The sequence below is a fragment of the Frigoribacterium sp. CF331 genome (genome assembly GCF_057787905.1).
On sequence record NZ_CM173545.1, the window covers coordinates 1594189 to 1614705 of the forward strand.

General features: G+C 74.1%; 18 protein-coding genes. 7 read left to right on the forward strand and 11 right to left on the reverse strand.

The window, feature by feature from the left end; translation table 11 throughout:
* Window positions 1-264 precede the first annotated feature (264 nt).
* A complete protein-coding gene (locus AC3CCI_RS07465) occupies window positions 265-1569 on the reverse strand; it encodes a PP2C family protein-serine/threonine phosphatase (RefSeq protein WP_488628586.1) in 1305 nt (434 codons plus the stop codon).
* Window positions 1570-1780: 211 nt separating this feature from the next.
* On the opposite strand from AC3CCI_RS07465, the gene AC3CCI_RS07470 reads away from it, so the two are divergent.
* Entirely contained in the window at window positions 1781-2410 is a 630-nt protein-coding gene (locus tag AC3CCI_RS07470) for a bifunctional 4-hydroxy-2-oxoglutarate aldolase/2-dehydro-3-deoxy-phosphogluconate aldolase (protein WP_488628587.1), read from the forward strand.
* The gene (locus tag AC3CCI_RS07475) at window positions 2407-3474 is read left to right on the forward strand and encodes a sugar kinase (protein WP_488628588.1); all 1068 of its coding nucleotides are present in this window, start codon (window positions 2407-2409) and stop codon (window positions 3472-3474) included. The genes AC3CCI_RS07470 and AC3CCI_RS07475 overlap by 4 nt, the downstream gene beginning before the upstream one ends.
* Window positions 3475-3609: 135 nt before the next feature.
* Here the strand turns inward: AC3CCI_RS07475 and AC3CCI_RS07480 are convergent, their stop codons facing one another.
* The 6 genes from AC3CCI_RS07480 to AC3CCI_RS07505 form a co-directional block, all read right to left on the reverse strand.
* A complete protein-coding gene (locus AC3CCI_RS07480; protein WP_488628589.1) occupies window positions 3610-4779 on the reverse strand; it encodes a nuclease-related domain-containing protein in 1170 nt (389 codons plus the stop codon).
* A gap of 405 nt (window positions 4780-5184) precedes the next feature.
* Window positions 5185-5823 carry a GNAT family N-acetyltransferase gene (locus AC3CCI_RS07485; protein ID WP_488628590.1) on the reverse strand — a complete coding sequence of 213 codons (639 nt, stop codon included), beginning with the start codon at window positions 5821-5823 and terminating at the stop codon, window positions 5185-5187.
* 621 nt (window positions 5824-6444) lie between these two features.
* Window positions 6445-7890, reverse strand: a complete 1446-nt coding sequence (gene ulaA / locus AC3CCI_RS07490) for a PTS ascorbate transporter subunit IIC (protein ID WP_488628591.1) — start codon at window positions 7888-7890, stop codon at window positions 6445-6447.
* An 8-nt stretch (window positions 7891-7898) separates the two neighbouring features.
* The gene (locus AC3CCI_RS07495) at window positions 7899-8201 is read right to left on the reverse strand and encodes a PTS sugar transporter subunit IIB (RefSeq protein ID WP_354593914.1); all 303 of its coding nucleotides are present in this window, start codon (window positions 8199-8201) and stop codon (window positions 7899-7901) included.
* Entirely contained in the window at window positions 8198-8653 is a 456-nt protein-coding gene (locus AC3CCI_RS07500; protein ID WP_488628592.1) for a PTS sugar transporter subunit IIA, read from the reverse strand. The genes AC3CCI_RS07495 and AC3CCI_RS07500 overlap by 4 nt, the downstream gene beginning before the upstream one ends.
* Before the next feature lie 112 nt (window positions 8654-8765).
* Window positions 8766-9497 carry a GntR family transcriptional regulator gene (locus AC3CCI_RS07505; protein ID WP_354593912.1) on the reverse strand — a complete coding sequence of 244 codons (732 nt, stop codon included), beginning with the start codon at window positions 9495-9497 and terminating at the stop codon, window positions 8766-8768.
* A gap of 259 nt (window positions 9498-9756) precedes the next feature.
* On the opposite strand from AC3CCI_RS07505, the gene AC3CCI_RS07510 reads away from it, so the two are divergent.
* Window positions 9757-11841, forward strand: a complete 2085-nt coding sequence (locus AC3CCI_RS07510) for a transketolase family protein (RefSeq protein ID WP_488628593.1) — start codon at window positions 9757-9759, stop codon at window positions 11839-11841.
* 156 nt (window positions 11842-11997) lie between these two features.
* Here the strand turns inward: AC3CCI_RS07510 and AC3CCI_RS07515 are convergent, their stop codons facing one another.
* Window positions 11998-13158, reverse strand: a complete 1161-nt coding sequence (locus AC3CCI_RS07515; protein WP_488628594.1) for a BMP family lipoprotein — start codon at window positions 13156-13158, stop codon at window positions 11998-12000.
* Window positions 13159-13570: 412 nt separating this feature from the next.
* On the opposite strand from AC3CCI_RS07515, the gene AC3CCI_RS07520 reads away from it, so the two are divergent.
* Complete coding sequence (locus tag AC3CCI_RS07520) at window positions 13571-14062, forward strand: hypothetical protein (protein WP_488628595.1); 492 nt, start codon at window positions 13571-13573, stop codon at window positions 14060-14062.
* Between the two features lie 100 nt (window positions 14063-14162).
* Here the strand turns inward: AC3CCI_RS07520 and AC3CCI_RS07525 are convergent, their stop codons facing one another.
* On the reverse strand, window positions 14163-14579 hold the full coding sequence (locus AC3CCI_RS07525) for a hypothetical protein (RefSeq protein ID WP_488628596.1): 417 nt from the start codon (window positions 14577-14579) through the stop codon (window positions 14163-14165).
* Between the two features lie 156 nt (window positions 14580-14735).
* Here AC3CCI_RS07525 and AC3CCI_RS07530 point away from each other — a divergent pair, with 156 nt between their 5' ends.
* Together AC3CCI_RS07530 and AC3CCI_RS07535 are read left to right on the forward strand one after the other, a co-directional pair.
* Window positions 14736-15452, forward strand: coding sequence for a DnaJ family domain-containing protein (locus AC3CCI_RS07530; RefSeq protein WP_488628597.1), 717 nt, complete (start codon window positions 14736-14738; stop codon window positions 15450-15452).
* A gap of 105 nt (window positions 15453-15557) precedes the next feature.
* Window positions 15558-16706, forward strand: coding sequence for a C40 family peptidase (locus AC3CCI_RS07535; protein WP_488628598.1), 1149 nt, complete (start codon window positions 15558-15560; stop codon window positions 16704-16706).
* Window positions 16707-16951: 245 nt separating this feature from the next.
* Here the strand turns inward: AC3CCI_RS07535 and AC3CCI_RS07540 are convergent, their stop codons facing one another.
* Window positions 16952-18559: a SulP family inorganic anion transporter gene (locus tag AC3CCI_RS07540; RefSeq protein WP_488628599.1), complete on the reverse strand. Its 1608-nt coding sequence runs from the start codon at window positions 18557-18559 to the stop codon at window positions 16952-16954.
* Between the two features lie 96 nt (window positions 18560-18655).
* On the opposite strand from AC3CCI_RS07540, the gene AC3CCI_RS07545 reads away from it, so the two are divergent.
* Window positions 18656-19123, forward strand: a complete 468-nt coding sequence (locus AC3CCI_RS07545) for a MerR family transcriptional regulator (RefSeq protein ID WP_488628600.1) — start codon at window positions 18656-18658, stop codon at window positions 19121-19123.
* Window positions 19124-19267: 144 nt separating this feature from the next.
* On the opposite strand, the gene AC3CCI_RS07550 is transcribed toward AC3CCI_RS07545, so the two are convergent.
* Window positions 19268-20356: a glycoside hydrolase family 6 protein gene (locus tag AC3CCI_RS07550; RefSeq protein WP_488628601.1), complete on the reverse strand. Its 1089-nt coding sequence runs from the start codon at window positions 20354-20356 to the stop codon at window positions 19268-19270.
* Window positions 20357-20517: the final 161 nt, after the last annotated feature.

Below are 20517 nucleotides of genomic sequence, written 5' to 3' on the forward strand. Positions count from 1 at the left end.
GCGCGGGTACGGGGCTCGGGGCACGCGACGGTGCGCCCCCGGGGTGGCTCGAAGTCAACACCCCGGTCTCGTCCGCCGCGCGACGCACGTCGGGCAGACGGGCCGCGCACTCCCCGGCCCGCCACGGACCGAGCACGACGCCACGAGATGGACACCGCGCCACGCGAAAACGTGGCGCGGTGTCCACTTCGTGGCGGGATGGCGACGTGGTGAAAGAGAAGCCGGCTGTGGCGACGGCGCGCCACGACCAGCAGTCGCCGACGCTCAGGGGCGCGCCGGCACGGACGCGGGGGCGAGCGCCGTCGCCACCACGGTGACGTCGTCGCTGCGGTCGCGCTCGCGGGCGAGACGCTCGACGACCTCGACGATGCGGGCGGGCTCGGGCGTCGCGGCCAGCAGCCGTTCGAGGTCGTGCAGCGCCTCGAGCTCGACGGGGAAGAGGTCGAGGACGCCGTCGCTCACGCAGACGAACACGTCGCCCTCGTCGAGCTGGGAGCGGTGCCGCTGCCAGCCGGTGCCCACTCCGATGGGCAGGTCGGCCGAGTTCAGCCGGTCGACGCCGCCCGAGGCCCGCCGGACGAACGCGAGTCCGTGCCCCGCGTCGGCCCACAGCACGCCGCCGTCGGCGTCGATGCGCGCGTGGAACGACGTCGTGAACTGCGTCTCGGTGTCGTACGCGCTCGTCGTCAACCCCACGGAGGCGCGGCGGAAGGCCTCGGACGGGTCACCGTCGTCGACGCTGCTGCGGATCACCGAGCGCACCGCGGCTGCGATCATGCCGGCGCCCATGCCCTTGCCCATGACGTCGCCGACGGTCACGGCGATGCCCGTCGAGGTCGGGTACCAGTCGAAGAAGTCGCCGCCGACCTCGCGCGCGGGGACGCAGGCACCGAACACGGCGAACGCCTCGGGCAGCGTCGAGGCGTCCGGGGGCAGCAACGACTGCTGCACCACGGCCGCCCGGGCGAGCTCGCGCTCGACGGCGTGCTGTTGGGCCCGGGCGCGCTCGAGTCGCGCCGTCGCCTGGCGGGCGAGTTCGTTGACCGACGCGGCGACCGTCGCGTACACGATCAGGGCGAAGGCCAGTCGGACGAGCTCGCTCGGCCCCCGGCCGCCCGGGCTGAACAGGTACGGCAGGAGCAGGGTGACGCAGGTGCCCGCCAGGGGCAGCAGCACGTGGCGTCGACCCGGCCAGGAGGCGACCCAGATGACCGCGAGCAGCACGATCGGCAGGAAGACCGAGCGCTGGTCGCCGGTGCCGTAGCGCAACAAGCCCACGGCGACGAAGTCGGCCGCGGGGACGACGAGCTCCCAGCGGCGCAGCTCGCCGTGGCGGACCATCAGGGCGGCGAACGCCAGGGCGGCGACCGCGACGGCGACCCCGAGCCACATCGTCACGGCGTCGGTGACGACGAGCCACGGCAGCACGGCGCTCAGCACGGCTGCCAGCACGACCAGCAGCGAGATGAAGGACTGTCGGAACAGCGGCACCTTCTCGACCGGGACGCTCCGCAGGGCCCGGTTGAGCGCCCGCCCGACGGCGTCGACACTGCCCGTGACACGCCCCATGCCGGTCCCCTCGCTCTCGGGTCGATCGTTCGACCACAGGTGTCGTCTCTTCCGTCTTCGGCACGACGCTACAGGGTGCGGCCTCGCAGGCCGAGGACCCGGGAGGCGCGGTGTGCGGACGACCGGCACCGCGCCTCCTGGGGACGAGACGTCGGGACGCTCCGTCGCCGGGTGGTCGCGCCGGACGACCGGGCGATGGTTGGCTGGGGGGATGAGCGCCATCGACGTCCTCATCCGACTCTCGACGATCCGGGTGCTGCCCGTGGTCGTCATCGACGACGCGGCACAGGCCGTGCCGCTGGCGCACGCGCTCGTCGCGGGCGGCGTGCCGTGTGCCGAGGTGACCCTCCGCACCCCCGCCGCCGTCGACGCGATGCGGGCGATGGCCGGGGTGCCCGACTTCGTCGTCGGGTGCGGTACGGCGGTGACCGCCGACCAGGTCGAGGCGTCCGTCGAGGCCGGGGCGCGGTTCGTCGTCAGCCCGGGGTTCGACGAGTCCGTCGCCGACCGGTGCCGGGCGCTCGGGATGCCCCACGTGCCGGGCGTGGCCACGGCCACCGAGGTCATGCGGGCCCGTGCCGCGGGGTTCACGGTGCAGAAGTTCTTCCCCGCGGCCCCGCTCGGCGGCGCGGCGGCGATCGCGGCGCTCGCCGGGCCGTTCCCCGACCTGCGCTTCGTGCCGAGCGGGGGAGTGGGCCTCGCCGAGGCGGCCTCGTACCGGCTGGACGCCGTGCACTCGGTGAGCACCAGCTGGGTCACCCCACGCGACGCGATCGCCGACGGTCGCTTCGAGCTGGTCACCGACCGGGCCCGGGCGTTCCGCGAGCAGGTGGTCGCGTGACCGGGCCCGAGCAGCCCACGGGGGCCGGCCGTCTCCCGGGGCCGGGGCCGGGGCCGGAGGACCGTGCGGGGCGCGTCGTCGACCGCGTGGTGACGGTCGGCGAGGGGCTCGCCGTCTTCCGCTCGGCGCCGGACGAACAGCTCTGGCGGGCCGACCGGGTGACCGTCGGCACGGGGGGAGCCGAGGCCAACGTCGCCATCACGCTCGCCCACCTCGGCGTGCCCGTCGTCTGGGCCGGCCGGGTCGCCGCCGACTCGCTCGCCCGCCGCGTGACGCGCGAGCTGCGGGCCGAGGGCGTGGGCGTCCGGACCGTCGTCGACCCCGATCGTCCCACCGGCCTGCTGGTCAAGGACGTCGGTGCGGACGGCCGGACCGCCGTCTCTTACCACCGCGCCGGCAGTGCGGGCAGCGCCCTGAGCGTGGCGGACGTCGACGCCCTCGGCCTCGACCTCGCCCCGGGCACCCTCGTCCACGTCACCGGCATCACCGGGTCGCTCTCGACCTCCGCCGCCGACGCGGTCCGGCACCTCGTCGGCCGCGCCCGCGAATCCGGCGCGCTCGTCTCATTCGACGTCAACCACCGGCCCCGCCTGTGGGGTGACCGGCCGGCCCACGAACCGCACCGCGCCCTGGCGGCCGCAGCCGACCTCGTCGTGGCGAGCGTCGACGAGGTGCCCTTCCTGGTCGGGGCGTCGTTCGAGGTCGACCCCCGGGCACCCGGCCTCGAGCAGGCGGAGCTCGCCGCCGACGCCCTGACCCGCGCGGGCCACGAGCACGTCGTCGTCACCGCGGGGTCCGCCGGCGCCGCCGCCCGGCACGACGGACGCCGCGCCACGGTCGCGGCGCACGAGGTGCGGGTCGTCGACACCGTCGGAGCGGGGGACGCCTTCGTCGGGGGTTACCTCGCCGGATGGTCTCGGAGGACGGACCTGGCCGCGCGGCTGCGGCTCGCCAGCCTCTCGGGTGCGGCGGCCTGCCGACACGCCGGCGACTGGGAGGGGGCGGTCGACCTCGACGGGGTCGGGGCCGACCCGCTCACGGGAGGCGACCCCGTCGATCGGTGAGGCGGCAGCGGCAGTAGCGGCAGCCGGTGCCGGCGTCGTGACGGAGCGGTCACGCCGCCGCGGAAGACACACGCCGCCACGGAAGACACACGCCGCCACGTCATCACGTGGCGGCGTGTGTCTTCCGTGGCGGGATCAGGCCGGCGACCCGGTCGGCTCGGCGGACTCGGCCGGCTCCGCGTGACCGGTCGCCGGCTCCGCGTGACCGGTCGCCGGCTCCGCGGACGCGGTCGGCTCGGTGGACCCGGCTGACTCGGCCGGCGCATCCGACGTGACCCGCGCCTCCTGCGCCTCCGGGGTCGACGCGACCCGCGCCTCCTGCGCCTCCGGGGCCGACGCGACCCGCGCCTCCTGGGCGTAGGCGCCGAACCGGAGCACGTCGGCGCCGTACGACGCGAACAGGGCGGTCAGGTCGGTGACGCGGGCCCGGGACAACTTCTTCGTCGGTCGCGAGGTCAGTTCGCGGACCACGCCCGCGAGCTGGGAGCGGTGCGAGACGATCGCCGTGGCCGCGCCTCCGTCGGTGGCGTCGCGCTCGGTCGCGAAGACCGTCGCGTCGCGGTGCGAGTAGAAGACGCAGGTGTCGAACCAGACGCGAGCGCCGACCTCGGCCTGCACCCGGTCGGACAGCCGCTGGGCCTGCCGACGCACTTGCGACGCGGGGGCGTCGCGGCCGAGGTGCGTCCGCACGGTGAGCACGGTGGGGGAGTCCTTCACGACCTGCAGGGCGAACGGAGGGGTCATCGTGCTCTCGTCGAACAGGCCCGCGAAGGCCGGGAACACGCTGCTCGGTGTCAGGCCGTCGAAGACGATGCCGTTCCAGCCCTTGTTCTCGACCACCATCACGCCGGTCTCGCTGAGCAGGACGTGGTCGACCTGCGCGACGAACCGCGAGGAGGCGCTGGTCGCCACCGGCACGAACACCACGTTGGTCAGCAACACGGCGTCGACCCCCAGCTGACGGCAGGCGTCGGCGATGTCGTCGCGCGAGGTGGCCTCCCACTTGAGGCCTGCCGCCACGAGGTCGCGGGCCTGCTTCGCCTCGGTGAGCGCGGCCTGGCGCTCGGCACCCAGGGCGTCGCGCTCGCGGGCGTGCTCGGCGGCGGTCCGGGCGAGGGCGTCGTCGTGGGCGGCGGCGAGGGCCTCGTGCTGCTCACGGGCGGCGCGGGCCTGCTCGTCGGCGGCGGCCTTCGCTGCGGCCACGGCACGTCGTGCCCGGGCCCGCAGCACGACGGCGACGACGATCAGCGCGACCAGCAGGACGGCGGCGACGATCCACGGGACGAGGGTCTGGTCGAACGGCATGCTCCCAGCAGAACACGGGGCGCGGGCGGTGGGGCGGTGCCTCGCCGGGCACGGCCGGGGTCGACCGGGGTAGGGCGGGGTAGGGCTCGGCCGAGCTCGTGGTCGGGGTCGACCGAGCTCGGGGTCGGCATGGCTCGGGGTCGGCCGGCGTAGGAGTCGGCCGGCGTGGGAGTCGGGCGGGGGGCGGAGTCGGGCTCCGGGTCGGCCCGAGCGTCGCCGGCTCCACACCGCCACGAGATGGACACGCCGCCACCTTTTCGCGTGGCGCCGTGCCCATCTCGTGGCGGGATGCGGGCCGGGCCGGGCCGGGCCGCGCCGCGCCAGCCGGGCCGGGCCGGGCCGCGCCGCGCCAGCCGAGCCGCGCCTTGCCAGCCGGGCCGGGTCCGGCGAAGGAGGCGCGGGTCGTCAGCCCGGGACGCCGCGGCCCCGCCACGTGCCCAGCTCGGCGACGTCGCGCCAGCCGAGGCCCTCGTAGAGACGGCGACCGTCGACGCTGGCGAAGAGGAGGCCCGTCGTCGCTCCTCGGACGGCGGCCCCGTGCTCGAGGCCGGCCATGACGCGGCTGCCCAGCCCGCGCCTCCGGAAGTCGGGTTCGGTCGCGATGCGGTCGAAGACCGCGTGGTCGCCGACGACGGCCGCCTGGCCGCGGGCGGCGACGACGCCGTCGAGCTCGACCCGCACGTGCACGACCCGGTCGTCGTCGTCCACGATCACGTCCGGAGGCAGCGGCGTCGGCGAGACCGGGGCGGTCATCATCCGTTCGGCGTGGGTCACGGCGTCGAGCCGGGCGAGTGCCCGGCGAGCGTCGTCGTCGAGGGGGCCGACGACCGACAGCCACGCGTCGGGAGCGGTCGTCGCGGCGACGAGTCGGGCGAGCTCCCCGGAGGTCGGCCGGGCCACGATCCGTTCGACCGCGCGGGTCGCCGCGGCGACGTCGACCCGCCAGGCGTCGCCGTCACGGTGACGGGCGGCTCCGCGCGAGAACGACCAGCCCTCGACCCACCGGTCGACGAGGCGCGTGAGGTCGTCGGGCGTCTCGATCACGCGTCGAGCGTAGGGCTGGTCGTCGCGACGCCGCTGCTCCGGCACGACGCCAGGAAGTGGACACGACGCCACGACTAGTCCTGGTGCGGTGTCCACTTCGTGGTGTGGTGGGCGCGTCGCGTCGCGTCGCGGCCCGCGCTCGCGGCTCTCCGCGGCCTCAAGGCGTCGCGTCGTCGTACACGCCGATCAGCCGGTCGAGGAACCCCTGCACGACGACCCGCTCGGCCTCGTCCATGCCCTCACGAGCCGTTCGATGCCGTCGATCATCGGCAGCACCTGCTCGTGGGCCCGATCGCCCGGGCCGATCGGCCGTCGAGTGGTCCCGAATCGTCCTCCACCCCGTCGGGAAGGACGGTTTCGGACCACTCGATCGAACCGTCGGGACGAGGAGGCGCGGCGCCCGTGCTCGAGGAACGGCCCGGCCCTGCGGAACGGCCCGGCCGTGCGGAACGGCCCGGCCGTGCGGAACGGCCCGGCCGCACGGAACGGCCCGGCCGTGCGGAACGGCCCGGCCCGGCGGAACGGGCCGGACGCACGGAACGGGCGGGCCCGGGGAGCACGGGCGTCCAGGGACGCCCGGCCTCGCCGGACCCGCCCGTCTCTGCGGGGAGGTCGACCTGCCTAGCGAGCCGAGGCGGTCTCGCCGACGCGGGTCGGACCGGCCTCGGCGTCCGCGGCCGAGTCGGTGCCCGAGCCGTCGCCGTCGCGGCCGGCGTTCCGGCGGGCACGGGCCCGCACGAACAGGCTCGACGCGTACACCAGCACGAGCGACGCGAGGATCGCGACGATCACGGCGATCTGACCGCCGGCCAGGCTGATCTGGCCGAACAGGATGCCGACCACGCCGTAGTCCGAGTCGGAGAACGTCGAGTTCGACAGCCCGATGTCACCGAGCACCGGCAGCAGGAACAGCGGCAGGAACGTGATGGCGAGACCGTTGGCGAAGGCGCCGAGCACGGCTCCGCGTCGACCGCCCGCGGCGTTGCCGATGACGCCCGAGGCCGCACCGGTCATGAAGTGTGCGACGACGCCCGGGATGATGATCGCGGTGCCGGCGAAGATCATCACCGACATGCCGACGATGCCGCCGACGAAGCTCGCGAGGAACCCGATCAGCACGGCGTTCGGCGCGAAGGTGAAGGTGATCGGCACGTCGAGCGCCGGGATCGCGTTCTTGACGAGGCGCTCGCTGATGCCCTTGAACGCGGGCACGATCTCGGCCAGCACGACGCGCACGCCGGCGAGGATCACGAAGACGCCCGCCGAGAAGGTCGCGGCCTGCATCACGACGTAGACGATGTAGTTCTGGCCGCCGCTCAGCTCGGTCTCGACGAATGAGGCCCCGGCGAACAGCGCGACGATGACGTAGATGACGGCCATCGACAGCGCCACGATCACGGTGGTGTCGCGGAGGAAGCCCAGTCCCTTGGGGAACGTGATGTCCTCCGTCGACCTCGACGGCTTGCCCTTGCCGCGGGTCAGCGTGGCGACGAGGCCGCTCAGGGCCACGCCCGCGCCACCGGTGTGGCCGAGGGCGACGTCGTTCGACCCGGTGACCTTGCGCATGAAGGGCTGCACGATCGCGGGCGACAGCGTCGTGACGAGACCCTGCAGCAGGGCGCCCCAGAGCACGACGCCCCAGACCGGGAACCCGGCGACGCCGAGGATCACGGCGATCATCGCGGCCATGTAGAAGGCGACGTGACCCGAGAGGTAGATGTACTTGAAGTGCGTCGTCGCGGCCAGCAGCACGTTGACGATGAAGCCGAAGAAGAAGATCAGCGCGGCGGCCGAGCCGTAGTCGAGCAGCACCTGGCCGACGATGGCCTCGTTGTTCGGCACGACGCCCTGAACGTCGAACGCCTGCTGGAACATGGCGCCGAACGGGTCGAGCGAGGCGACCACGACGCCGGCGCCGGCGGCCAGCACCAGGAACCCGACGAGGGTGCGCACGGTGCCCTTGAGCACGTCGCTGAACGCCTTGCGCTGCAGCAGCAGGCCGACGAGCGAGATCAGCGCGACGATGATCGCGGGCTGACGGAAGACGTCCAGCAGGACGGACAGCACGCCCTCCATCAGTTGGCCCCGGCGTCGGGCACGGTGACGCCCTTGCGGATCGCGGTCTCGCGCACCTTGGTGCGCAGCTCGGCCAGGTCGATGATGCTGTCGAGCACCACGACGTCGCCGAGGCCGCCGACCGAGTCGGCCAGGTCGGCACCGACGAAGACGACGTCGGCGGCACCCGGGCCCACCGAGCCGAGGTCGGCGTGGTCGACGTCGACCCCGGTGATGCCCTGCTCTTTGAGGACCTTCTCGATGTTCATGTGGACCATGAAGCTCGAACCGAGGCCCGAGCTGCAGACGGCGAGGAATTTCATGCGTTCTGTCCGATCTTGGTGAGGACCGCCAGGGTGTCGGCGGGGGTGGTGGAGGCGAGCAGCTCGGCGCGGAGCGTCTCGTCGGAGAGCAGGGTGGCGAGGGCCATCATCGTGTCGAGGTGGCTCTGCGGGTCGGTCGCCGCGAGGCAGAAGAAGAGGTCGATGGGGTGTGCGGGATCGTCGGCCAGCAGCACGGTCTCGCCGACCCGCAGGCTCGAGAGCCCGGTGCGCACGACGCCGTTCTCGGGCCGGCTGTGGGCGAGCGCGATGCCGAAGCCGAGGTCGATGTAGGTGCCGCCCGCGGCGATGGAGTCGGTCATGGCCGCGACGTAGTGGTCGCTGATCGCGCCGCTGTCGAGCAGCGGGCGCGCGACGCGTTCGACGGCGTCGCGCCAGCCGTCGACGCGGTCGGCGAAGAGGATGGTCTCGGGGGTGAGGAGGTCGGTCAGCACTGTCGTTCCTGGTGGGTCGGAGACCTCGGCGTCGGGACGCGCGTCGGTCGGGGTCGTGGTGGTCGGGCGGGTTCGGGAGGCGCGGCTCGGCGGCCGAGGAGCGCCCGGGCGGTCAGCCGTGCAGGCCGAAGAAGATCTCGCTGTTCTGCGGGGTGAAGTGGCTGGTGCCGTACGCGACGGCCCGCTCGTCGCCGTCGAACACGGTCGACGCGATCTTCAACAGGGTCGTCCCGAGCGGCACGTCGAGCTCGTCGGCGTGGACGCTGCTCGCGCCGTCGAGCGAGACCAGGAGGTCCTGTCGGGCGAGCGTGACGCCGTGCTCGCGGTCGAGGTGCCCGTACAGCGAGCCGTCGGTGAAGTCGACGGTCGCCGTCTCGGGGAAGAGCGCGTACGGCAGCCAGGTCACGACGAGGTGGTGCAGCGAGCCGTTGACGAAGCGCAGTCGGGTCAGCTCGACGACCTCGTCGGCCGAGTTGATGTCGAGGTGGCTCGCGACCGTCTCGCCGGCCCGCACGACCTTCTGCTCGAGCACGCGCGTGCTGACTGCGAAGCCCTCACCGGTCTGCTGGGCGTGGAAGCCCTTGACCTCGTCGGCGAAGCGCTCGCGGTAGTGCAGGCGGTACTGCGGTTCGGTGACGAAGGTGCCCCGGCCGTGCTCGCGCACCAGGTGGCCGTCGGCGATCAGGCCGTCGACCGCGTGCCGCAGCGTGATGCGGCTGACGCCGTACTCGTCGCAGAGCACGGGCTCGGCCGGCAGCTGCGACCCGGCCTCGAGCTTCTGGATGCGGGACAGCAGGTGCTCGCGCACGGCCACGTACTTGCTCGTGCCGCTCGTGGTGCTCATCCGGTGCCTCCGCGTCGTTGCTGAAGTGGGTCGCCGCCCAGGGGATGGGGCGGCGTCGTGCCGGCCCGTCCCGGCCTGGGTCGTCGGGTCATCGAGTCGTCAGGTCGTCAAGTCGTCATGATGACTTCGACGAGAGTACGTCCCGAGGGGTGGGCACGCAAGTCGGGAGTCGTCTTGATTCGTCATGACGTCATGACGCCTTCGGTTACGGTCGTCGGAGTCCGCGCCCGCCCCACCCCCGAACCGGAGCCCCCCACACGTGACCCACGACCTCGACCACGCCGCCGTCACCACCGCCCGCCTGCTCGCCCTGGACGCCGTCGAGCGTGCCGGGTCCGGCCACCCGGGGACGGCGGCCGCGCTGGCACCCGTCGCGCACCTCCTCTTCCAGAAGCACCTGCGACACGACCCGCTGGCACCCGACTGGGCAGGCCGTGACCGCTTCGTGCTGAGCTGCGGCCACGCGAGCGTCCTGCTCTACACGCAGCTCTTCCTCATCGGCTACGACGTGTCGCTCGACGACCTCAAGGCGTTCCGCTCGTTCGGGTCGCGCACCCCCGGTCACCCCGAGCTCGGCCACACGCCCGGCGTCGAGACCACGACCGGGCCGCTCGGGCAGGGCCTCGCCACGGCCGTCGGCATGGCGATGGCGATGCTGCACGAGCGTGCCGTCGCCGACCCCGACGCCGCCCCGGGCGAGTCCGTCTTCGACCGCCGGGTCTTCGTGCTCGCCTCGGACGGCGACCTGCAGGAGGGCCTCTCGTACGAGGCCGGCGCGCTCGCCGGACGGCACCGCCTCGGCAACCTCACGGTGATCTACGACGACAACGACGTCCAGATCGAGGGCGACACGAGCCTCACGTCGAGCGAGGCCGTCGGCGCGCGGTTCGCCGCCCAGGGCTGGCGGGTCGACCACGTCGGACTCGCCTCGGACGGCGACGTCGACGTCGAGGCCCTCGACGAGGTGCTCTCGACCACCGACCGCCGCGGCGACCGCCCGCACCTCGTCGTGCTCAAGTCGCAGATCGCCTGGCCCGCCCCGAACGCCCGCGGCACCTCGGCCTCGCACGGCGCCCCGCTCGGTGCCGCCGAGGTCGCGGCCACGCGGGTCGAGCTCGGCGTCGACTCCGAGCCCTTCACGGTCGACGACGCCGTGCTCGCCCACACCCGCTCGGCGATCGAGCGGGGGCGCGCCGCCCGCGAGGCCTGGCAGGTCGCCGCCGACGCCTGGGAGCTCGCGCACCCCGTGGCCGCCGCCGAACGGCAGCGCGCACGGTCGCGCACCCTGCCCGCGGACCTCGGGTCGCGCCTCCCCGTCTTCTCGCCCGGCGACACGCTCGCCACCCGCGACGCGTCCGGCAAGGTGATCCAGGCGCTCGCCGAGGCGATGCCCGAGCTGTGGGGTGGCTCGGCCGACCTCGCCGAACCCAACCGCACGGCGATCGCAGGAGGCGCGTCGTACCTCCCCGAGGAGGGTCCCGGCACCGGCCGCGCCGGTCGCAACGTCCACTGGGGCGTCCGCGAGGGGGCGATGGCCTCGGCCATGAACGGCATCGCGCTGATCGAGGGGTCGCGGTTCTTCGCCGGCACCTTCCTCGTGTTCAGCGACTACCAGCGACCGGCCATCCGACTGGCGGCGCTCATGCAGCTGCCCGTCACGTACCTCTGGTCGCACGACTCCGTCGCGCTCGGGGCCGACGGGCCGACCCACCAGCCCATCGAGCACCTGGCGAGCCTGCGGGCGATGCCCGGGTTCTCGGTGGTGCGCCCGGCCGACGGCGCCGAGACGGCCGCGGCCTGGCTCGCGATCCTCGAGAAGGACGGCCCGGCCGGTCTCGTGCTGGCACGCCAGCCGCTGCCCGTCGCGTCGACGCCGGCCGACGTCGTCCGTGAGGGCGTGCGCCGCGGGGCCTACGTCGTCCAGGACGGCACGCCGACCGGCGGCACGCCGACCGGTGCGACGCCCGACGTGGTCGTCGTCGCCACGGGCAGCGAGGTCGCCCTCGTGCTCGAGGCCGTCGCGCAGCTCGACGATCTGGCCGTGCGCGTCGTGTCGATGCCCTGCCGCGAGTGGTTCGAGGCCGAGCCCGATGAGTACCGCAAGCAGGTGCTGCCCCGGGCGGTGTCGGCGCGGGTCGTCGTCGAGGCCGCGGCGAGCTTCGGCTGGGAGGGCGTCGCCGGCCCCGACGGCGTCGTCGTCGGCATCGACGAGTTCGGCCTCTCGGCTCCCGCCGCCGACGCGCTGCGTGAGCGCGGCATGACGACCGAGCGCGTCGTCGCCGCCGTGCGCACCGCGGTCGCCCGGGCCGGGGCGCGCCGGGCCGGAGCCTCCGTCGCCTCCTGACCCGCGCCTCCTCGGCCGGGGCGTCCTCGGCCGGGGTCTCCTCGCGCCTCGCCCCTCCCGGAGGGCGCGAGTGGGCAGGAGGTGCTGCCAGGCTCGCGCCGGAGAGCACCTCCTGCCCACTCGGCGGGGCGGCCGGGCCGGGTCGGGCGCGGGTCGCTACGGCTGGCTGGGCGAGGTCACCGTCACGGCGCCGCTCGCGATCTGGTCGCGCAGGGCGTCCAGCTCGGATGACAGCTCGGGGCTGACCGAGGACTCCAGGTCGTGGAAGGGCGCGAGGTCGACGCCGCCGTTGTCGAGCGTGCCGACGTAGGGCTCGTTGCTGAACGTGCCGTCGGTCGACGACACGGCGATCTGCTGGACGGCCTTCTCGGTGTCCTTGATGACGCTGGTCAGCACGATCGGGCGGTACTCGGCGGGCAGGGTGTCGTAGCCGTCGTTGTCGACCCAGATCACGTCGACGCCACCGGTGGCGAGTGCCGCCGACGCCGCACCCTCGCCGACCTGGCCGGCGACCGGCATGATGACGTCGGCACCCTGGTCGATCAGCGCCTGGGCGAGCTGCTTGCCCTTGTTGACGTCCTCGAAGTCGCCGGTGAACGAGCCGTCCTGCGCCTCCTTCGACCAGCCGAGCAGCTGCACGCTCGTGCCGTGCGCGGCGTTGTAGGCGTCGACGCCGTCCGCGAAGCCGTCCATGAACAGGGTGACCGGGGGCTGGTTGCCGCCGCCGAAGGTCGCGACCTTGCCGGATCTGCTGACACCGGCCGCGAGGTATCCGGCGAGGTACGAGGCCTGCGCGGTGTCGAACAGGATCGGCTTCACGTTCGGGGCGTCGACGGTCTCGTCGACGATGGCGAAGTCGATGTCGGGGTTGGCCGCCGCCTGCTCCTCGGTGGCGGGGGCGAGCTCGTACCCGACCGTCAGCACGAAGCCGCAGCCCGAGTCGACGGCCTGCGCGACGTTCGGGGCCAGGTCGTTCTCGGTCGTCGAGACGAGCACGCGGGCCTGGATGCCGTCGTCCTTCTCCGCCTTCTGCAGGCCCGCCCAGCTCGACTGGTTGAACGAACGGTCGTCGAGACCGCCCGAGTTCGTCACCATGCGGGCGCAGTGGTCGCCCGCGGCGGTACCGCCCGAGGGGCCGCCGTCGGCCGGGGCGCTGGCACACCCCGCGAGCAGGGCCAGGCCGGCGAGGCCCCCGGCGACCCCGAGGAGGCGCGGGTGGCGGAGGCGGGACGACGGACCGTTCCCGGCGCGGGCGGCTCGGGAGCGGGTGGCTGCGGCGGGTGCGGGAGCGGCGGGTGCGGCGGGGCGGACGGGCATGAGGGGGGACCTCCGGGAACGGGTGTGCTGTGGGGTGCCGGCTGTGCGGGCCGGACGGTGGACACAGTCAACTGCCTGCGGGCCTCCGTGCCAAGCGTGTGACGGGCGCGGGCAGTGCCGGGTGCCGCGCCGCGCCTCCTGCGTCTGGTGCGCGCCTGCCGTCGGTAACTCAGGGCATCGGCGCGCGCCGCGCCTCCTGGCGGTGTCGGGGTCGTCGTTCTCCTGAGTTGCCGGCGGGGCGGGTGGTCCGCGACCGGGACGGGTGGTCTGCGTCGGCGGGCAGGCGGGCAGGCAGCCGGGCGGGCAGGCAGGCAGCCGGGCAGGTCGGCGGGCAGGCGGGCCGGACGGGTGGGCTGGTGACGGGGTCGGCGGGCTGGCGACGGCGTCCAGGCGGGCGGGGCACACTGTCGGCATGTACCGAGGCCTGCCGACCATCTCGTTGCCCGAACCCGAGCGTCCGCCGTTCGTCGACCGGCTGCGGCGGGCCCTCGACCTGGCCGCCGCCGAGGAGAGCGGGCGACTGCGCGTCGTCCACTCGTGGGTCGGCGACGAGGTGCCGGGAGGCGCGATCCGCCGCGCCGGTTGGCAGTCGCGCGTGCTGACCGTCACCGGGCCGCGACGGGCCCCGATCGACGTCTGGTTCGACGCGGACGACGGCGACGTCTCGGTGATCGGCGACGTGTCGGTGCCCGACTGGTCGCTGCACGACGCCGAGGCCGAGTCCGCCTGCCTCGCCGCGTCCGGTCAGCTGTTGCACGACCTCGCCGCCGGACGCCTGCCCCGCGGGCGCCGCTCGGACTTCGTGCGCTCGAGCACCGTCCTGGCCCTGCTCGGCGCCGGGGCCGTGGTCGGCGCCGTCGTCGTCGACGTGCTGCGCGCCCGCGGACGGGGACGCTCGGCCTGACGGGGTCCGCCCGCCCGGCGGGTGTGCCGCGCTCCTCCACGACGAGAGCCGTGCCTCTTCGGGACGCGAATCGCGCCTCCCCGGCGGCGCCCGGCCCGAGCTAGCGGGCGTGCCGTTCGAAGAACGCGGTCGACGGCGGTAGCAGCATCAGCAGGCTGGCGACGGCCGCACAGGCCACCGAGGCCCAGGTGAGCGCCCCGCCCCCGCTCGCCCCGCTCAGGGTGCCGAGCACCTGCAAGATCGTCAGGACGAGCAGCGCGGTCCGCGCCCACCGCCGCCCGTCGCGCATCGACCGGGCGATGGCGAGCTGCACGAGGGCCAGCACGATCGCGAACACGCCGCCCGCGACGTCGGCCCCGCGGGGGTTGGCGAGGGTGCCGCCCGACGTGGACACCCGTGCCGGACCGCCGAACAGCATCACCAGGACCGCACCCACGACGCCCACGGCGACGACCACGATCCAGAGCACGTGGGCCGTCGAGATCGTGGCGGGGGCAGGTGGGGCGGCGTCGCGCATCGGTCCTCCTCGGGCGGCGGGCGGGGCTCTCAGGCTAGGCCCGGCCGGTGTCGGTGGCGCGGCGTAACCTCGACGCCACGAACGAGCCGGGCCGAGGGGCCCGGGTGGCGGCCGGGCACGGCCCGGCCCACGACACGAGCGCAGGAGGCGCGGCGCATGACCCCAGACCCCGAACGTCGACCGCCCGAACGTCGGCCCCCCGCTCGCGACCACCGCGTCGAGGCGGCGCGCTACCGGGTCGACGGCGACGTGCCGAGCGACGACGCGCCCCGTGACACCCGCACGGCGGCCGAGATGCGGGCCTGGGCGCGCACGGCCATCGACCTCGCGATCGCCCGGGGCGAGTTCGACGACCTGCCGCTCGCCGGCAAGCCGTTGCCGGGGCTCGCGGGCGGCACGGTCGACCCCGACTGGTGGATCCGCGGCCTGATCGAACGCGAGGGCCTCACCGGGCTCGCCCCGCCCGCCCTGTCGCTGCGGGCCGAGAGCAGCGGGCTGCACGCCGAACTCGACCGGTTGCGCTCCGAGGCCGCGGTGCGGTCGCACCTCGACGACTTCAACGCGCGCATCGTCGAGGCGAGGCGGCAGCTGTCGGGCGGCCCGCCGGTCGTGACGCCCACCCGCGACGTCGACGCCGAGGTGCTGCTCTGGCACGAGCGCCGGCAGGCGAGGCGTGCCGCCGAGGCCGCAGCCGTACCGCCCCCGCCGCCGAGCTGGCGCGAGCGGCGGGCCCTGCGGCGAGAGGTCCGGCGGCGCGAGGTCGACCGGCGCGAGACCGAGCGCCGTGAGGGCCGGGGCCGGGACGCACGCTCCGGCGGCCCAGCATCGGGTGAGGGTGACCCGGGCTCACCCGGTGGCGCCTCACCCGCATGATCCCGTGACCGATCCGTGACCTTTTTCTCGGTGCAACTACACCTGAAGGATGATGCGCGCTAGGGTCGAGTGTTCGCACCACCCCCTGACGAGAGGACCGCACGCGTGACGAAGCCCGCCGACCCGACCTCGACGAGTCAGGGTGGCGCGACCTCCGGTCACGACGAAAGTGCTGGTCAGAACCCCTCGGCGTCCGGCGCCACCGGGGCCCGTCCGCTGGGTGAGCGCTCGGCCCGGCTCGCCGTCGAGCGACGCGAGCGTCGTGCCCGTCGCGACGTGCTGCCGACCTCGCACCGCGAGTCGTTCGTCGAGTGCGCCGCCCTCGTCGGTGCCGCCGAGGCCGCCGTGGCCCCGCGCGTCCGTCCTCGCCGCAGCGACGCCCCCGCACGCATCAGCCCGACCCTGGGCCTCGAGACCTCCGCCGCGACCGACGAGGGTCGTCCCTCGGTCGCGACCCGCGCCTCCTCGGCGGTCGGCCGCTCCGTGTCGACCCGTCGTGCGCGACGGACCCAGGCCGTGGCCGCCCGTCCCGCTTCGACGCCTCACGGCGGCCGGTCTCGCGCCGGGGCCGCCCACAGCGTCGGCACCGCCGTGAAGAAGCTCTCGATCGTCACCGCGATCGTCGGCTTCGCCGCCAGCGGCGTGCTGCCCCTGCTCGCCACCACCGGAGACGAGGCGCAGGCCGTCGCGTCAGGTGCCTCGGCCAGGTCGTCGCTGGGCTCGCAGAGCTTCTCGGTCGACACGGCGTCGCTGACCGACGAGTCCGACGAGACGGCCCGCGACGCCTACTCGGCCACGTCGATGGTCGACGTCGTCACGCAGAACCTGCAGAACCGCAAGGCCGCCGCGAACACGACCTACGAGGGTCCGACGACGGCGGACTACCTCGCGAACCCGATCTACCCCGAGCTCGACCGCGACCAGGTGCTGGCGGTGGCGCTGCAGTACATCGGCACGCCGTACGTGCACGGCGGCGAAGACCCCTCGAAGTTCGACTGCTCGGGCCTGATCACCTTCGTCTACGCGCAGTTCGGCATCAAGCTGACCCACTACGTGCCGACTCAGAACACCGAGGGACGCACGATCCCCGAGTCCGAGGCCGTGCCCGGCGACCTCGTGGTCTTCGACAACCTCGCCCACGACGGCATCTACGCCGGCAACGGCATGATCCTGGACGCCCCGAAGCCCGGCGGCTTCGTCGACGTCCGCCCGATCTGGAACCAGGCGCACCACTTCGTCCGCATCGACGGCTGAGCGCCGACGGGGTCGTCCGGCTGGGTCGGTCGGCCAGGTCGGTTCGGCCGGGTCTGTCCGGCGTTCCCGCCGACCGAGACCGTGCGAGGCCTCGCCCGACGGTCCCGTGTCGTGAGGTGGTGGGGCGCGCTTCCGACGGCGTGCTGTCGCGGAGTGCGCGCCCGCGACCGGTGAGCAGCGAGCGTGAGGGCCTGCGGGCGTCTGTGAGGGCGGGGAGGCGCGGGTCGCGTCCCCGGGCCGGCCGGCTAGCCGAGGCGGCCGGTGAGCCGCCCGTGGAAGGCCTGGCTGCGGTCGTCCAGCCCGATGAACGTCGCGGTGACGCCGTGTGCCCGGAACTTCTCGTCGACCGAGTCGAGGGCCGCCACGCTCGACGCGTCCCAGACCTGGGCGCGCGACAGGTCGACGACCACCGTCGCGGGGTCGTCCCCGTAGGAGAAGTGCTCGACGAGGTCGTTGCTGCTGCCGAAGAACAGCGGGCCGACGACGTCGTACCGCACCGTCTCGGGGGCCGGGGCGGACCCGACGACCGCACCCGCGCCTCCTGCGTCCGAAACGTCCGACGCGTCCGAGCCACGAGCGTCGGCCACGGCAGCCGGCGTCACGCGACGCTCGACCGTGATCACGTGGGCCACGCGGCGCGCGAACAGCACCATGGCGAGCAGCACGCCGACCGCGACGCCGAGGGCCAGGTTGTCGGTCGCGACGACCACGGCCACCGTGACCACCATGACCAGTGTCTCGGGCACCGGCATGCGGCGCAGGGTCGACGGCTTCAGCGAGTGCCAGTCGACGGTCGAGATCGCGACGATCATCATCACGGCGGCCAGCGCCACCATCGGGATCGTCGACATCACGGCGCTCAGCCCGGTGACCAGCAGCAGCAGGAAGAGCCCGGCGGCGATCGTCGACACCCGCGTGCGGGCTCGTCCGATCTTCACGTTGACGACCGTCTGGCCGATCATGGCGCAGCCGGCGATGCCGCCGTAGAAGCCGGACGCGATGTTGGCGACGCCGAGGGCCCAGGACTCCTTGCCCTTGTGCGACGGCGTCTCGGTGATGTCGTCGACGAGCTTCGCGGTGAGCAGGGTCTCCATCAGTCCGACGAAGGCGACGCTGAGGGCCGTCGGCCAGATGATCTGCAGCGTCTCGAGCGTGAACGGTGCGAGCCACGGGGTCAGCCCGGGCAGGCCGCCGCCCATCGGGCCCTCGTCGCCGACGGTGTGCACGTCGAGACGGGCGGCCACGGCGATGACCGTCACGACGACGATGGCGACCAGGGGGGCCGGCACGGCCTTCGTCACCTTCGGCAGCAGCACGACGATCGCGATCGTCAGCGCGAAGAGCGGGTAGACCACCCAGGGCTGGTCGATGATGTGCGGCACCTGCGCCACGAAGATCAGCACGCCCAGGGCGTTGACGAAGCCGATCATGACCGACCGCGGGATGAACCGCATCAGCCGCGCGAGGCCGGCCAACCCGAACGCGAGCTGCACGAGCCCGGCCAGGACGACCGTCGGCAGCACGTAGTCCGTGCCGTGCTCGCGCACGAGCGGTGCGATGACGAGGGCGACCGACCCGGCCGCGGCCGTGACCATCGCCGGCCGACCGCCGAGCACCGACATCACGAGCGCCAGCACGATCGACGCGACGAGGCTGACCATCGGGTCGACGCCGGCGATCACCGAGAACGAGATCACCTCGGGCACGAGCGCCAGCGTCGTGACGACGCCGGCCAGGGCCTCGCGGGTCAGGAGGCGCGGGTCGCGCAACACGGACAGCACGGTGTCGGCGGGGCGGGCCGACCGCGCGGCGGGTTCAGGGCGCGCGCGGTCGGCGTCGGGGGCAACGGTCACGGGGGACTCCAGAGGTGTGGGGAAGAATGGGACCGGCGACGCTGCCGTACGATGCAACCCTACCCTCACGTGAGGGTAGAGATGAAATGAGAGCCCATGCCCGACGAGACCGCCATGATGCAGATCGGCGAGCTCGCCGAGCGCACCGAGATGTCGCTGCGCACGATCCGGCACTACGACGAGGTCGGGTTGCTCACTCCCTCCGGCCGCAGCGAGGGCGGGTTCCGGCTCTACACGCACGACGACTACCTGAGGTTGATGGTCATCCGGCGCATGAAGCCGCTCGGGTTCAGCCTCGACGAGATGGCCGAGCTGCTGCGGGTGGTCGGGGCGCTCGACGGCGCGGGCGGTCCCGAGGGTACGGGCGGTGCGGACGGCGCGGACGGTGTGGGCGGGCCCGAGGGTGCGGGCGAGCCGGACGACGAGGGCGACGTGCGCGCCCAGGCGACCCGCGCCTCCTTGGCGGCGTTCGTCGACGAGACCGTCGAGCGCCGCGCCAAGCTCGAGCGACAGCTCGCGATGGCCGACGAGTTCCTCGAGCTGCTGCGCGCCCGCCTGCGCTGAGCGTCGCGCGGGCGCGGGACGCCTGCCCGCACCGACCCACGCCTGCCCCGTTCCCACCACGACGTGGACACCGCGCCACGTCATCGCGTGGCGGTGTGTCCACGTCGTGGCGGCGTGCCCGGTGGCAGCGCCGCCCGGAGCGGGTCAGCTGCGGGCCCACTCCGGCCGGCGGTCGACGAGCATCTCGGCGTACGACGGGTACCACTCGCCCGCCGCCGGGCCGCCGTTGCAGGTGCCGTCGCTGATGCCGGGGGTCTTGACCCAGAGCAGGGCGTCGAGGCGTCCGTCGTCGTCGACGACGCGGGGGTCCTGGCCGAGGCCGACGTCGTCGGGGTTGCACCAGGTGCCCTTCCAGCCGCGGCCGTTGCGCGAGACGTCGATGACGTAGCGGCTGCCGCCCGTCATCGCGGCGACCTCCTCGGCGTAGGGCTGCTCGTCGCCCACGGGGTAGAAGCCCGCGACGTTGGTGAAGAAGCCCCGTGCCCGGTCGACGCCCGCCGCCTCGAGACGGTCGGCCATCACCTCGGGCGCGACCCAGTGCGAGTTGCCGCCGTCGAGGTACGCGGGCACGCCGGCCGCGGCGAAGTCGGCGACCGCCTGCCTCAGCAACGGGAGGCGCACGTCGGCCAGCTGCGGACACCGGCTCAGCATGCCGAGCGAGTCGGGCTCGACGATGACGACGGCCCGGTGCCCGGCGAGGGTGGCCGCGATGGTGGCGTTCCAGGCCGGGTAGCGCTCGGCCGACAGCCCGCCGGCCGAATGGTTGCCGCAGTCCCGGTCGGGGATCGCGTAGGTGACGAAGACGGGCGTCGCGCCCTGCCGCTCGGCGGCGACGAGGTAGTCGGTGATCACCCGGACGAGCTGGGCGTCGTCGTACCCGTCGCCGATCCACATCGCGACCGGTCGCTCGGCGATCAGGGCGGCGGCACGGGAGGCGTCGGTCTCGCCGTCGGCGCCGAGGGTCGCCTCGGCCCGTGCCGCCAGCGAGTTCGGCTCGAGCGCGATGCCGCCGTGGAACACCGCCTCGGTCGGGGCCGTCCGGATGGTGTCGGCCGTCACGCGCGTCGCCTGCGACGTCGGGGTCGGGGTCGAGGTCGGGGTCGGCTTCGACGTGGGCGGCCCGTCGGTCGGCACGGGTCGGGTGCCGTCGCCCGACGAGCACGCGGTCAGCACGAGCACGACCGCCGCGGCCAGCAGGCCGAGGGCGGCCGGGGTGCGTCGGGACGATGCCATCTGCGCCTCTCTCGGCGCAGTCGGGGGTGCTGCCCCGACGGTGGTGGAAGGGACAGTCGACCACGGATGCCCCCTCGGCCACAGGGGCCGAAAGGGGGACACCGCCGTACCTCGCGGGCGTCCCGGACCCTGCGTAGGCCGTGGCGACGCCTCGTCCCCAG

Bases quoted from the DNA above. Each gene is read 5' to 3' on its own strand.
- AC3CCI_RS07465 (WP_488628586.1), bottom strand. From the start codon at position 1,569: ATGGGGCGTGTCACGGGCAGTGTCGACGCCGTCGGGCGGGCGCTCAAC.
- AC3CCI_RS07470 (WP_488628587.1), top strand. From the start codon at position 1,781: ATGAGCGCCATCGACGTCCTCATCCGACTCTCGACGATCCGGGTGCTG.
- AC3CCI_RS07480 (WP_488628589.1), bottom strand. From the start codon at position 4,779: ATGCCGTTCGACCAGACCCTCGTCCCGTGGATCGTCGCCGCCGTCCTG.
- AC3CCI_RS07495 (WP_354593914.1), bottom strand. From the start codon at position 8,201: ATGAAATTCCTCGCCGTCTGCAGCTCGGGCCTCGGTTCGAGCTTCATG.
- AC3CCI_RS07505 (WP_354593912.1), bottom strand. From the start codon at position 9,497: ATGAGCACCACGAGCGGCACGAGCAAGTACGTGGCCGTGCGCGAGCAC.
- AC3CCI_RS07515 (WP_488628594.1), bottom strand. From the start codon at position 13,158: ATGCCCGTCCGCCCCGCCGCACCCGCCGCTCCCGCACCCGCCGCAGCC.
- AC3CCI_RS07520 (WP_488628595.1), top strand. From the start codon at position 13,571: ATGTACCGAGGCCTGCCGACCATCTCGTTGCCCGAACCCGAGCGTCCG.
- AC3CCI_RS07525 (WP_488628596.1), bottom strand. From the start codon at position 14,579: ATGCGCGACGCCGCCCCACCTGCCCCCGCCACGATCTCGACGGCCCAC.
- AC3CCI_RS07530 (WP_488628597.1), top strand. From the start codon at position 14,736: ATGACCCCAGACCCCGAACGTCGACCGCCCGAACGTCGGCCCCCCGCT.
- AC3CCI_RS07545 (WP_488628600.1), top strand. From the start codon at position 18,656: ATGCCCGACGAGACCGCCATGATGCAGATCGGCGAGCTCGCCGAGCGC.
- AC3CCI_RS07550 (WP_488628601.1), bottom strand. From the start codon at position 20,356: ATGGCATCGTCCCGACGCACCCCGGCCGCCCTCGGCCTGCTGGCCGCG.